This window comes from Pseudomonas sp. WC2 (assembly GCF_050586545.1).
In the GTDB taxonomy this organism is placed as follows: domain Bacteria; phylum Pseudomonadota; class Gammaproteobacteria; order Pseudomonadales; family Pseudomonadaceae; genus Aquipseudomonas.
Window position 1 is genome coordinate 84,829 of record NZ_JBOBDR010000003.1, and the last position, 12,830, is coordinate 97,658.

Sequence of the window (12,830 nt, forward strand, 5' to 3'; positions counted from 1 at the left end):
AACCACAAAGGACTGCCTCATGACTGCACTGACTGACCTCAACGCCCTGCAAGCGAGCATTGCCGAAGCGGTGCTCGGCCAGGATCAAGTCATCCGGCAGATCCTGCTCGGTCTGTTGGCCAACGGTCACTTGCTCCTGGAAAGTCTGCCGGGGCTGGCGAAAACCCGCACGGTCAAAGCGCTGGCCAAGCATCTCGATGCGAAAATGAGCCGCATCCAGTTCACGCCGGATTTGCTGCCCTCGGACATCACCGGTGCCGAAGTGCTGCACCAGGTCGAAGGCAAGAACGAGATCCGCTTCCAGCCCGGCCCGCTGTTCGGCAACCTGATTCTGGCCGACGAAATCAACCGCGCCCCAGCGAAAGTGCAAGCGGCGCTGCTCGAAGCCATGGAAGAACGGCAGATCACGGTCGCCGGCAACAGCCATCCGCTGCCGGAGCTGTTCATCGTCGTCGCCACGCAGAACCCGATCGAACAGGAAGGCACTTACCCGTTGCCGGAAGCGCAGATGGATCGCTTCCTGATGAAGGTTTTGCTCGATTACCCGAGCGCAGAAAACGAGAGCCAGGTGCTGCGTCTGCTGCGCAACGAAGAATTCGCCCAAGGCGCCAACACCGCGCCGGCCAAGGGCTTCAGCCTGTCGCAGGAGGTGATCTTCGCGGCACGCAAGGAGGTCAGCGCGGTGCATGTGTCACCGGCCATCGACAGCTATCTGATCGACCTGATCAACGCCACTCGCCACCCCGCCGATTACGACGAAGACCTCGCCCGCTGGATCAGCATTGGTGCGAGCCCCCGTGGCGGCATAGGTCTGGATCGTTGTGCGCGGGCCGATGCGTGGTTGCAGGGACAGGATTTCGTGTCGCCGGATAACGTCCGTGCGGTGGTGCATCCGGTGCTGCGTCATCGTTTGCAACTGAGCTATGACGCGGTCGCCGATGGCGTCAGCGCCGATCAGGTGCTGGACCGGATTCTCGATAAAGTGGCGATTCCGGCATGAACGACGAAGGTCTGGTCTACGTCTCTCTCGCGCAATTGATGGCGCTGGAGTTCAAGGCCCGTGACCTGAGTTTTCTTGCTCGTCAGCCGCAGGGCAGCATCCTCGCCGGCAACCACGCCTCACGCCTGCGTGGTCGCGGCTTGAACTTCGACGAACTGCGCCGTTATCAGCCGGGTGACGACTTGCGCCACCTCGATTGGCGCGCCTCGCTGCGCACCGGCAAACCGGTGGTACGCACCTTCACCGAAGAGCGTGATCGCCCGGCGCTGATTGTGGTCGATCAACGCATGTCGATGTTCTTCGGCTCGCAACGCAGCTTCAAATCCGCCGTGGCCGCCGAACTGGCGGCAATGGCGGCGTGGATGGTGTTCCACGCCGGTGACCGGGTCGGCGGTCTGGTCTTCAACGATCAGCGCATCGACAGCGTCGCGCCGCTGCGCAGCCGCAAACGCGTGGAAGCGCTGCTCAGCCGCGTCGCCGAGCAGAACCGCGCGCTGAACGCCGGTAATCCGGATGCCGAGGATGAGGATCAACTGGACAAGGTCTTGCAGCGCTGTCTCGCCCTGGCCGGGCATGACCATTTGATCTGCATCGTCAGCGATTTCGCCGGAGCCGGTGACCGTACCCTGCAACTGATGCGGCAACTGTCGGCGCATAACGATGTGATCGCCCTGCAGGTCTACGATCCGCTGGCCTTGAAGCTGCCAAACAATGGGCGTTTGCTAGTCACTCAAGGTGAGTTGCAGGTGGAGCTGGCCATCGAAAAACGCAACGTGCATCAACCGTTGGGCGATTTTCTCAGCGGTCGGCTCAAGGACGTCGCCACCCTGCTGCGCCGCAGCCAGGTGCCGCTGATGATGATCAGCACCGCCGAAGAAGCCCACATGCAGCTGCGCGCCGAACTGGGCAGAAATGCCGGAGCACGGCGGTGAATCCGAATATCCCGAGTATCGAACAACTCAAGGAGTTGGCCCTGCCCGCGCCGGTGAGTTATGCGCCGCAGACGTGGGGTTGGTGGGTGTTGCTTGGGATATTGATTCTGCTCACGCTAATTATCGCTATCAGTCGCTATCGACAATGGCGGCGGGATGCCTATCGGCGTGAGGGGCTTGAGCGTTTGGCCCAGTTGCGCAGTCGCAGTGATGATTTGAATGCCTTGCGTGAACTGCCAGAACTGCTCAAACGCGTGGCGCTTTCGATGCCCACCCAATCCCCGAGCTGGAACCCGGTCAATGTGGGAGCGAGCCTGCTCGCGAAAAGGCCGGCACATTCAACATCTATGGTGTCTGGCCCACCGCCTTCGCGAGCAGGCTCGCTCCCACAGGGGCCGGCGGCGCTTGGGCAGGAGGATTGGCAAAGCTTCTTGCAGCGGCACAGCAAGAAGCAGCTACCAGCCGATCTCAGCACGCAACTGGCCCAACTCGCCTACGCCCCCGACGACGTTTTGCGCACCCTCCCCGCGCCGCAGTGTCAGGCGCTGTTCGACACCTGCCAATACTGGGTGGAGCATCATCATGTGGCAGCTTGATTACCCGTGGTTGTTGCTGCTGTTACCGCTGCCCTGGCTGGTCTACCGTTATCTGCCCGCGTACAACGAGGCCCGCAGCGCGGTGCGCGTGCCGTTTTTCAGCGCCATGAGCCGCGCGGTCGGCGAAGCGCCAACCAATGCCGGCAGTCGGCGCAACGTCTGGCAGTCGCTGCTCAATCTGTTGGTCTGGGCCTTGATCCTGTTGGCGGTAGCGCGCCCGGTGTTCGTCGAAAAACCCATCGAACGCCAGCAACCGGTGCGCGACCTGATGCTCGCCATCGACATCTCGCAATCGATGGAAACCGAAGATTTCACCAACGCCAACGGCGAAAAAATCAACCGCCTCGCCGCTGTAAAAGAGGTGGTTCAGGGTTTCATCGACAAGCGCAAGGACGACCGCCTCGGCCTGATCGTGTTCGGCAGCGGCGCTTATCCGCAGGCGCCGCTGACCCTCGATCACGCCAGCCTGTCGCTGCTGTTAGCCGACACAGGGATCGGCATGGCCGGGCCCAACACCGCGATTGGCGACGCCATCGGCCTCAGTCTGAAGTTGCTCGACAAGGCCCACGAGCAGGAAAAAGTGCTGATCCTGCTCACCGACGGCAACGACACCAGCAGCGCGATCACCCCGGATCACGCCGCTGAAATGGTCGCCAACAAAGGCGTGATCATTCACACCATCGGCATTGGTGACCCCAGCGCCTCCGGTGAGGCCAGGGTCAATCTGTCGGGGCTGGAACAGATCGCCAAAACCACCGGCGGCCAGTTCTTCCGCGCCGAGGATCGCAGCGCTTTGGACCGGGTCTACAGCTCCCTCGATCAACTGACCCCGCATCAGGTGAAAACCCTCAGCCATCAGCCCCAGCGCGAATTGTTCTATTGGCCGCTGGGGGCGGCGCTGCTGCTGCTCGCGCTGTATCAGCTCGGCGCACTGTTGCGCCCGCGCCTGTCACTCGCCCGCCAGCGACAGGAGGCCTGACATGGACATCAATCTCAGCGACTTCCACTTCCTGCGTCCGCTGTGGCTGTTGCTGGTGGTTTTCGGCGCGCTGCTGCCGCTGATCTGGCGGCGCAGTCGCGACCTGCAGAGACGCCTGCGCGGCAACATCGCCGAGCATCTGCTGCCGCACCTGTTAGTCACGCCACAGGATCATCAACGGCTGCGGCCGGTGCATCTGCTTTGCGCACTGTTGGTGCTCGGCGCGGTCGCTGCGGCCGGGCCGACCTGGGAACAGGATCGACCAGACTTTCTTGAGAATCGTGCGCCGCTGATCGTCGCCGTGGATCTGTCGCCGTCGATGGACGCCAGCGATGTGCAGCCGACGCGACTGGAAGCGGCCAAACACAAGCTGCACGACCTGATCCAGCGTCGGGCTGGCGCGCGCACGGCGCTGATTGCCTACGCCGGCAGCGCCCATCTGGTGCTGCCTCCGACCGATGATCCCGCCCTGCTCGATACTTTCATTCAAGCCTTGAGCACTGGCCTGCTCGACAAACCGGGCAAGGACGTCGGTGCGGTAATCGATCAAGCCAAACGCTTGTTGAGCGCGGAGAAAACCCCAGGCAGCCTGCTGCTGCTCACCGACGGCGCCGACACCACGCAACTCGAAAGCCTCGACAAACGCCTCAGCGGCAGTCAACTGCAAGTGTTGGTACTGGCGGTGGGCATTGAGGACGGCGGGATTGTTCAGACTGCCAACGGCCAACCGAAAGTCGACAGTAACGGGCGGCCGATCGTCGGCAGTTTCGATCAAGCGGCGCTCAAACAACTGGCTTCGGCAGTCGACGCGCCACTCGGCAGCCTGACCCTCAACAACGACGATCTGGACTGGATCGACCTGCACGCCCAGCAGCATTTCCAGAGTGCCAGCGCCGAACTGCGCGAACTGCACTGGAAGGACGCGGGTTACTGGCTGTGCTGGCCGCTGCTGTTGCTGGCCCTGTTCAACGTGCGCAAAGGCTGGAGCGTCAACTGGATGCCAGCGCTGCTGTTGGCGGCAGGCCTTGGCTGGCCGTCGGCGCCGGCGCAGGCCAACGCGCTGACCGATGCGTTCTTCACCCGTGACCAACAAGGTCGCTGGGCCTTTGAGCATGAACACTGGCCGCAAGCGGCGGCGCTGTTTGTCGACCCGTACTGGAAAGGTGTCGCGGCTTATCACGCCTCGGATTACGACCTCGCCCTGGCGACTTTTGCGCGCCTGGACACGCCGCAGGCCTACTTCTATCTCGGCAACATTTACGTGCGCCGCTTCAAGTTTGATGAGGCGATTGCCGCGTACACCCAGGCCTTGAAACTACAACCGCAGTTTCCCGAAGCAACGGCCAATCTGGCGCTGGCGCAGGCGTTGTTGAAAGACACTGAGAGCGCGGAAAAGAACGCACCGGAAACCAAACCGGACGAGGTCAAATTCGACAAGACGCCGGGCAAGGGCCAGAGCAAGAAAGTCGAATCTGAGCAGGCCGCGTCCGATGCGCTGTGGTTGCAGAACCTGACGACATCGCCGGCGAAATTTCTCAAGCAGAAGTTCAGCCTGCAGGATCAGCAGGGAGGCCGACCATGAACCGAGTTGCGACCTTCGCGAGCAGGCTCGCTCCCACATTGGTTTCGTTTACACCGCGGGCCCCCTGTGGGAGCGAGCCTGCTCGCGAAGGGGCCCGCCTGACCAGCGCAATTTTCCTGACTTTATTTGCTGGAAGCCTGTTCACACTGCAAGCCCTTGCAGCCACCCCGCAACTCAAAGTCCAGACCCACCTGCAACCCGCCGAAGGCGCCATGGTCGGCGGTCTGGTCGAGCTGCAAGTCGATGTTCTCACCGACACCTGGTTCACCAGCGCCGCCACCCTGCCCGACTTGAAAATCGACGGCGCCCTGGTCATGCCTCCGGACGGTCAGGCCCAGCACCTCAACCAGACCATCGACGGCCAATCCTTCAACGGCTTGCGCTACAGCTATCTGATCACCCCGAATGTCGCGCGCAACTTCGACATTCCAGCGCTGACCGTGCGCGCCACACCCGGCCAATCCAGCGTCGAGATCAGCGCGCAGAGCCAACCACTGCAGTTCAGCGCTGCCCAGCCGCCCGGCTTCCAACCCGGAGAAACCCCGCTGGTAGCCACCGGTCTGCGCTTCACGCAAAGCGTTATCAACTCGGCAACCCCGCTGAAGGTCGGTGACAGCGTCACCCGCCAACTGACCCTGCAGGCCGACGGCGCATTGGCGATGGCCCTGCCTGTTCCAGCGCTGGGTGAGGTCGCCGGTCTGAGCCGCTATGGCAAAGACCCGCAAGTCACCAGCCTGGATGACGGTCGCGGCGATATTCTCGGCGGTCAGCGCATCGACAGTGTCAGCTACCGCATCGATGAGGCAGGCTCATTCACCCTGCCAGCCGTCGCAGTGAAATGGTGGGATTCGAGTGCCCGGCAGACCCGCACCACCCAAGTGCCGGCCGTGACGTTCGAAGCAGCGGCCAACAGCGCCTACAAACCAGTGTTCTCGATCAGCGACGACCTCAAACAGCTCGGCCAGAATCGTCTGTACTTGTCGACGCGCTGGCTGGCGTGGCTGAGCCTGCTCGTCGCGCTGGTTGCCGTCGGTTATCTGAGCCGCCCGGCCTTCACCCGTGGCTGGCAACGCTGGCAGGCGCGCAAACATGCGCGGCAACTGGCCTGGGAGCAATCACCGGACTACGCCTGGCAACACATCAACGGCGAACTGCACGCCAAACCACCGCAATTGACGGCACTGTATCGGTGGCTGCGCCGCAGTCGACTGGGCCTGAAACTGGCCGACGCCGGACCCCGTCTGCAAGGACTGTTACGTGGGCTTTACGGTCGTCAGCCGACCACCGAGCAAACACTCGTTCAACTGCGCGAATCCTTGACTACGCTTCACAGTCAGGTCCAACAGCAGCAGGTAAAACCGGCGCCAGCCCTGCGCCCACTGAATCCCGTTCACGAGAAGGATTTCCCATGACGAACCCGATGCTTTACCGCCAACGTTTCGGACTCGCCCTGCTGTTCGGTCTGGCCCTGCCGCTGCTGGCCCAGGCCAATGAGCCACTGCCGTCGTGGAATGACGGCCCGGCGAAGAAAAGCATCATCGAATTCGTCCAGACCGTCACCGACCAGACCAGCAAGGATTTCGTCAAACCGGCCGACCGCATCGCCGTGTTCGACAACGACGGCACCCTGTGGAGCGAGCAACCGGCCTACTTCGAATTGCTGTTTGCTTTCGACGAAGTCAAGCGCACCGCCGCGCAGCACCCGGAATGGAAAACCACCCAACCGTTCAAGGCTGTACTGGAAAATGACCACAAGGCCCTGGCCGCGTCAGGCATGGACGGCCTGCTGAAAATCGTCGGCGCGACCCACACCGGCATGACCACCGAAGCCTTCGATGATTACGCCAAGACTTGGCTAAGCCAGGCCCGCCACCCGAAAACCGGCAAGCCGTACACCGAGATGATCTTCCAGCCGATGCTGGAAATGCTCGACTACCTGCGCAAACAGGACTTCAAGACTTATATCGTTTCCGGGGGCGACACCGGCTTCATGCGCGCCTTCGCTGAGAAGGTCTACGGCATTCCGCCGGAACAGGTGATCGGCACCACGTTCATCACTTCGTACCAGTTCAAGGACGGCCAGGCCTCGATCGTGCGCACGCCGAAACTGGCGCACAACGACGATGGCCCGGGCAAACCGGAGAGCATCGATGCGGTGATTGGCCGGCGGCCGATCCTCGCCTTCGGCAACTCCGACGGTGACCTGCAAATGTTGCAGTGGACCGCCGCCGGCGCCGGCAAACGTTTCATGGGCCTGGTGCACCACACCGACGCCAAACGCGAATGGGCGTACGACCGCAAATCCGACATCGGCCGACTCGACAAGGCCCTCGACGAAGCAAATTCCCGTGGCTGGACCGTGGTCGATATGGCGAGCGAATGGCGCCGGATCTACCCGTTCGAGCCAGCGGTAACCGAGCAGGTGCAATAAGAAAAAAGCGTGCTGCAAGACTGCAAAAAACGTAAGTCGCAATAAACGACCCCCGCGAAAAGGAGCAAGTCAGATGACTCGCATACGCAAGTGGCTACCGAAATTCGCCCTGGTGGCAACCTCGGTGATGGCGCTGTCGGCAACCGCCACAGCGGCTGAAAAACCCAACATTCTGGTGATCTTCGGCGATGACATCGGCCAGACCAACATCAGTGCCTATTCCATGGGCGTTGTTGGATACAAGACCCCGAACATCGACCGCATCGCCAAAGAAGGCATGATGTTCACCGACTACTATGCGGAGAACAGCTGCACGGCCGGCCGATCCACGTTTATCACCGGTCAGACGCCACTGCGTACCGGCCTGTCGAAAGTCGGTGTTCCCGGCGCGCCGGTGGGTCTGCAAAAACGCGACATCACCATCGCCCAGGCGCTCAAGTCGCAAGGTTATGCGACCGGTCAGTTCGGCAAGAACCACCTTGGTGACAAGGATGAATACCTGCCGACCAACCACGGTTTCGACGAGTTCTTCGGCAACCTGTATCACCTCAATGCCGAGGAGGAACCAGAGCGCCCGTACTGGCCCAAAGACGATCCTGAATTCGTCAAAGCGGTTTCCCCGCGTGGCGTGATTCACAGCTTCGCCGACGGCAAGATCGAAGACACCGGCGCGCTGACCACCAAGCGCATGGAAACCATCGACGACGAAACCACGGCGGCAGCGCAAGCGTTCATTGAGAAACAGGCCAAGGCGGACAAGCCGTTCTTTGTCTGGATGAACACCACCCGCATGCACGCCTTTACACACGTTCGTGACTCCATGCAGGGCCAAAGCGGAATGCCCGGCAACGATTACGCCGACGGCATGATCGAGCACGACGGCGACGTCGGTAAACTGCTGAAAACCCTCGACGACCTGAAAATTACCGACAACACCATCGTCGTCTACACCACCGACAACGGCCCGAACCAGTGGTCGTGGCCGGACGCGGCGACCACGCCGTTCCGCAACGAGAAGAACTCCAACTGGGAAGGCGCGTACCGGGTGCCGGCCATGGTTCGCTGGCCGGGCAAGATCAAACCGGGTGAAGTATCCAACGAGCTGTTCTCGGGTCTGGACTGGTTCCCGACCTTGCTCGCCGCTGCCGGTGACACCGATGTGACCAACAAGCTGCTCAAAGGCTGGGCGCCGACTTCCGGTGGCACCAACTTCAAGGTGCACCTGGACGGTTACAACCAACTGCCTTACCTGACCGGCCAAAGCCCGAAGAGTGAGCGCAAGGAGTTCTACTACTTCAACGACGATGGCGTGCTGGTCTCGATGCGTTTCGGCAACTGGAAAGCGGTGTTTTGCGAACAACGTGAGCCGGGTGGCTTCAAGGTCTGGAGCGAGCCTTTCGTGTGCCTGCGCGTACCGAAAATCTTCAACCTGCGCATGGACCCGTATGAACGTGCGGACATCGTTTCCGATCAGTACTACGACTGGACGAGCAAGAACGTTTATCTGACCGAACTGGCCGTGATGAAGTCCGCTGCGTTCCTGCAGACCTTCGTCGACTACCCACCAAGCCAGAAACCGGCGAGCTTCAGTATTGACCAGGTTCGTGCGGCGGTAGATGCGAAAATCGCGGAAAAAATGAAAGCTGCACAGTAAGAGCGCAAGACTGCCGCCCGCCTGTATCGGCGGGCGGACTTATTGATCGTTCCCACGCTCTGCGTGGGAACGCAGCCCGGGACGCTCCGCGCCCCTTGCCGAAGCGGACGCAGAGCGTCCAATGAGGCATTCCCACGCAGAGCGTGGGAACGATCAGCCAGTCACCATGACTTTTGAACTAAGGCGTCCGCAATGTCCTCACGTATCGCCAGCAAGCCATCGGCCATACCCGTACCGCAAACCACCTCCCCAGCCCTGCTCATTCCCGCTCTGTTGCTGTGCATCTCCGGCGCCGCCGCGCTGGTCTATCAGGTGCTGTGGATCAAGCAACTGTCGCTGGTAGTTGGCGTAGAGGTCTACGCGATCACCACCGGCATCAGCGCGTTTTTCGCCGGTCTGGCCATCGGTGGCTGGTGGTTCGGACGCTGGGCGGATCGCTTGCAGCAGCCGGTTTTGCTCTATGCCGGGCTGGAAGTGTTGGTGGCGATACTGGGCGTCGGTGCGACGTTTGCCATGAGCGTGGCGGCCAGTCCGTTTGCCTCGCTTCAGGGTCATGTCGGTCTGTTCGCTTGGCTGCTGCCATTCCTACTGGTCGGTCTCCCCGCCGTACTGATGGGCGGCACGCTGCCGGTGCTGGTGCGATCGCTGGCGACTGACCCGGGCAAGGCCGGCGGTCAGTTGTATGCAGCGAATACCCTAGGCGCGATTGCCGGCACTCTGCTCGCGGCGTTTGTACTGATCGCCACCCTCGGCGTGCGCGGCAGTGCGCTGTTTGCGGCGATGCTCAATCTGCTCGCCGCCACCGGTGCGCTGTGGTTGCAGCGGCAGCATCCAGCGCCCGTTGCCGCCCCCAGCAAACATCACACAGAAACGGCCCCTGATCGCACGGCGCTGTGGCTGTATTGCATCGCCGGCGGCGTGGCCCTCGGTTATGAAGTGGTCTGGTCGCAATCCATCGTGCAGTTCATGAGCACCCGCACCTATGCGTTTGCCGTGGTGCTGGCGACCTATCTCACCGGGCTGTTTATCGGCAGTGCCTTGCTCGCCCGTCGCGTTGAGCGGATTCGTGATCCGTGGGGCGTGTTCGGTTTGTTGATTGCCGGCGCGGGATTGATCGCACTGCTGGAGATTGCCCTGCTCGGGCGCTGGTTGGTAATCGCGCAAAGTCAGGCAGAAATGTGGCTGCTGAGCCTGGGCGCCAACGAACTGGCCGGCATGAGCGTGCGCTTTGCGGTGGCGGCGTTGAGCATTGTGTTTGTGCCGACGTTGTTGCTTGGCGCGGCATTTCCGTTGGCCTTGCGCCTGAGCGTGGGTCAGGAGCGGGTCGGCCGTGATGTCGGCGCCGTGGTGGCGTTCAATACGCTGGGCGGGATTGTGGGGGTGATGCTCTGCGGTTTCCTGTTGATTCCTTTGCTGGGTCTGGTGCGCACCTTGGGTCTGCTGGCGCTAATTGCGGCGGGCATCGGCTATTTCGCGGTGCGCAAAGGGCATCACGTCAAGAAAGGTCGGCGTCAGGCCGTGGTCGCTCTGGGTCTGGTCTCGCTTGTCTTGGCCGTGTTCACTCCGGTGGACAAACTCGCCAGCCTGTTGCCCGGTGCGCGCAACGGCACTCTGGCCTTTTATGAAGAAGGTCGCGGCGGCACCGTGGCGGTGGTCGCACAAGGGCGCGGCGAGAACAGCTTTCACCGTTTGTACATTCAAGGCGTGTCGAACACCGGTGATGCGATGCCGTCACTGCGCTACATGCGCATTCAGGCGCTGCTGCCGCTGCTGATCCATAACGGCGAACCACGCTCGACCCTGGTGATCGGTTTCGGCACCGGCATCACCGCGGGCGCGATGTTGCGCTATCCGGGCCTGGAACATCGCGTCGTTGCCGAACTGCTGCCGTCGGTGGTCAAGGCTGCGCCGCTGTTCAAAGGCAACTTCAACGCGGCCAGCGATCCCGGCGTCGAGGTGCGCTTGCGTGATGGCCGTCAGGAATTGCTGCGCAGTGCGCAGACCTACGATCTGATCACCCTCGAGCCTCCACCGCCCTCCGCTGCCGGCGTGGTCAATCTGTATTCGCGGGACTTCTATCAACTGGCGGCGAGTCGTCTGGAGAAACACGGCATCGTCGCGCAGTGGCTGCCATTGCCCACGCAGAACATCGACGACTCACGTTCGCTGGTGCGCAGTTTCCTCGATGTGTTCCCGTACGCGTCGTTGTGGACCAGTGAGTTCCACGAAATGCTCTTGGTGGGTTCGATGGAGCCGATGACTCTGGATGCCGCGAAAATCAGCCAACGCTTCCAGCAAGACAGCGTGCGCAGCACTTTGCAGGAGGTCGGTATCGGTTCCGCCGCCGCGCTGCTCGCGACGTGGGTCACTGACCGGACCGGGCTTGAGCGCTTTGCCGCTGATGCTCCGGCGGTGACCGACGATCAGCCGCGCATCGAATACGCGCCATGGGTGCGCAGCAAGGAAATCACCCGCGTGCTGCCGGCGCTGCTGGATCTGTATCAGCCACCGCCGCTGGTGAATGCCGATGCCGGTTTCACTGAGCGCATGGAAACCCATCGCCAGCGGCTGATGCAGTTTTATCGGGCGAGCCTGCATGCCTATGACGGCGATCGGGATGCGTGGGGGCGGGATATGCGGGAGGTGATGCGTTGGGATGGCGGGAATCCGTATTTCCGCTGGTTTACCGGGCAATGATGCAGCGCCTGGGACACCGCTATCGCTAGCAGGGCTGGCTCCCACAGGGTTTTGCAGTGTTCACAAAATCCCCTGTGGGAGCCAGCCCTGCTGGCGATTAGGCCAGCAGCCTCGATGGATTACTTGGATTCAGACTTCAGTTTCAGATACATCTGATGCATGTCACTCGCCCAGCCGTCGATCACGGCTTTGACGTCATCGGCCTTCAAGGCTTGGGTATCGTTTTCCAGCGGTTTGCCGGTGCCTTTGCGCACGACTTGGGACACAACCTTGTTGCTGCCGCCGTCGAGGAACACCGCTTCGGTGGCCAGGGTGGTTTCCTGATCGCGAATGCCACTGGCGGTGCTGACGGCCGCCGCGACCAAAGCAATCGGGATCACTTCATACGCGTGCAGGCCTTCAGTCTTGCTGCTCACCGCAGTAATCGCCGGGCGAATCACGATCACCCCAGGCCCAGGACCTGCGGCCAACGGCAGGGATTTGCTCAGCTCACGCTTGAGCGCCTGATCGTAATAGCTGGTGATGCCGTTGAGGGTCTGCTGGGAGATTTTTGCGGTCGGCTGTGGCTTCGGATAGAGCTGGCTCGGCTCGGCATAGACGCTAGTGAACTTGTTGATATCGACTTTGGGATCAATCCAGCGCATCACCTCGGCACCGGACGGTGACTTGGCCTCCTTGAGTTGACTGTAATCCTTGAGAAACCCGGAATACTCATCGGGAGCGACGGTTTTGCTGGAACAACCCACCACGCCGAGGGTAGCAATGCACAGCGTGCCCATCATTACTGCTAGCTTCATGCTGTAACTCCTGTCAGAAGGCCAAAAACTTTGCCCGGGGGAACTACAGGTATAGCTAAAACCTCAGTAATTGCGATTGCAAAGCACAAAATTCACACAAAGCTGCGCGGCGGATCACAACCGTCATTTGACATGCGCCGGTCATCCGGCAAAGCTGCATCG

The 12,830-nt window shown here is 61.5% G+C and carries 10 protein-coding genes; 9 read left to right on the forward strand and 1 reads right to left on the reverse strand.

All coding sequences use genetic code 11. The annotated features are described in order from the left end of the window. Positions 1-19 precede the first annotated feature (19 nt). The 9 genes from ACQ4OE_RS04260 (at position 20) to ACQ4OE_RS04300 (ending at position 11,871) form a co-directional block, all read left to right on the forward strand. On the forward strand, positions 20-1,000 hold the full coding sequence (locus tag ACQ4OE_RS04260; RefSeq protein ID WP_430945812.1) for an AAA family ATPase: 981 nt from the start codon (positions 20-22) through the stop codon (positions 998-1,000). Next, complete coding sequence (locus ACQ4OE_RS04265) at positions 997-1,932, forward strand: DUF58 domain-containing protein (RefSeq protein ID WP_430945813.1); 936 nt, start codon at positions 997-999, stop codon at positions 1,930-1,932. The genes ACQ4OE_RS04260 and ACQ4OE_RS04265 overlap by 4 nt, the downstream gene beginning before the upstream one ends. Then, the gene (locus ACQ4OE_RS04270; protein WP_430945814.1) at positions 1,929-2,528 is read left to right on the forward strand and encodes a DUF4381 domain-containing protein; all 600 of its coding nucleotides are present in this window, start codon (positions 1,929-1,931) and stop codon (positions 2,526-2,528) included. Before ACQ4OE_RS04265 ends, ACQ4OE_RS04270 begins: the two co-directional genes overlap by 4 nt. Continuing rightward, complete coding sequence (locus ACQ4OE_RS04275; protein ID WP_430945815.1) at positions 2,515-3,507, forward strand: vWA domain-containing protein; 993 nt, start codon at positions 2,515-2,517, stop codon at positions 3,505-3,507. Before ACQ4OE_RS04270 ends, ACQ4OE_RS04275 begins: the two co-directional genes overlap by 14 nt. A gap of 1 nt (position 3,508) precedes the next feature. After that, positions 3,509-5,089, forward strand: a complete 1,581-nt coding sequence (locus ACQ4OE_RS04280; RefSeq protein ID WP_430945816.1) for a VWA domain-containing protein — start codon at positions 3,509-3,511, stop codon at positions 5,087-5,089. Next, on the forward strand, positions 5,086-6,501 hold the full coding sequence (locus tag ACQ4OE_RS04285; protein WP_430945817.1) for a hypothetical protein: 1,416 nt from the start codon (positions 5,086-5,088) through the stop codon (positions 6,499-6,501). Before ACQ4OE_RS04280 ends, ACQ4OE_RS04285 begins: the two co-directional genes overlap by 4 nt. Further along, the gene (locus ACQ4OE_RS04290; protein ID WP_430945818.1) at positions 6,498-7,520 is read left to right on the forward strand and encodes an HAD family hydrolase; all 1,023 of its coding nucleotides are present in this window, start codon (positions 6,498-6,500) and stop codon (positions 7,518-7,520) included. Before ACQ4OE_RS04285 ends, ACQ4OE_RS04290 begins: the two co-directional genes overlap by 4 nt. Before the next feature lie 73 nt (positions 7,521-7,593). Further along, positions 7,594-9,174 carry an arylsulfatase gene (locus ACQ4OE_RS04295; RefSeq protein ID WP_430945819.1) on the forward strand — a complete coding sequence of 527 codons (1,581 nt, stop codon included), beginning with the start codon at positions 7,594-7,596 and terminating at the stop codon, positions 9,172-9,174. 192 nt (positions 9,175-9,366) lie between these two features. Beyond that, on the forward strand, positions 9,367-11,871 hold the full coding sequence (locus ACQ4OE_RS04300) for a fused MFS/spermidine synthase (protein ID WP_430945820.1): 2,505 nt from the start codon (positions 9,367-9,369) through the stop codon (positions 11,869-11,871). A gap of 119 nt (positions 11,872-11,990) precedes the next feature. On the opposite strand, the gene ACQ4OE_RS04305 is transcribed toward ACQ4OE_RS04300, so the two are convergent. Beyond that, the gene (locus ACQ4OE_RS04305; RefSeq protein WP_430945821.1) at positions 11,991-12,668 is read right to left on the reverse strand and encodes a DUF3313 domain-containing protein; all 678 of its coding nucleotides are present in this window, start codon (positions 12,666-12,668) and stop codon (positions 11,991-11,993) included. Positions 12,669-12,830 lie beyond the last annotated feature (162 nt).

Coding starts and splice junctions, on each gene's coding strand:
- ACQ4OE_RS04260 (WP_430945812.1), top strand. CDS start 20: ATGACTGCACTGACTGACCTCAACGCCCTGCAAGCGAGCATTGCCGAA.
- ACQ4OE_RS04275 (WP_430945815.1), top strand. CDS start 2,515: ATGTGGCAGCTTGATTACCCGTGGTTGTTGCTGCTGTTACCGCTGCCC.
- ACQ4OE_RS04305 (WP_430945821.1), bottom strand. CDS start 12,668: ATGAAGCTAGCAGTAATGATGGGCACGCTGTGCATTGCTACCCTCGGC.
- ACQ4OE_RS04265 (WP_430945813.1), top strand. CDS start 997: ATGAACGACGAAGGTCTGGTCTACGTCTCTCTCGCGCAATTGATGGCG.
- ACQ4OE_RS04295 (WP_430945819.1), top strand. CDS start 7,594: ATGACTCGCATACGCAAGTGGCTACCGAAATTCGCCCTGGTGGCAACC.
- ACQ4OE_RS04290 (WP_430945818.1), top strand. CDS start 6,498: ATGACGAACCCGATGCTTTACCGCCAACGTTTCGGACTCGCCCTGCTG.
- ACQ4OE_RS04285 (WP_430945817.1), top strand. CDS start 5,086: ATGAACCGAGTTGCGACCTTCGCGAGCAGGCTCGCTCCCACATTGGTT.
- ACQ4OE_RS04300 (WP_430945820.1), top strand. CDS start 9,367: ATGTCCTCACGTATCGCCAGCAAGCCATCGGCCATACCCGTACCGCAA.
- ACQ4OE_RS04280 (WP_430945816.1), top strand. CDS start 3,509: ATGGACATCAATCTCAGCGACTTCCACTTCCTGCGTCCGCTGTGGCTG.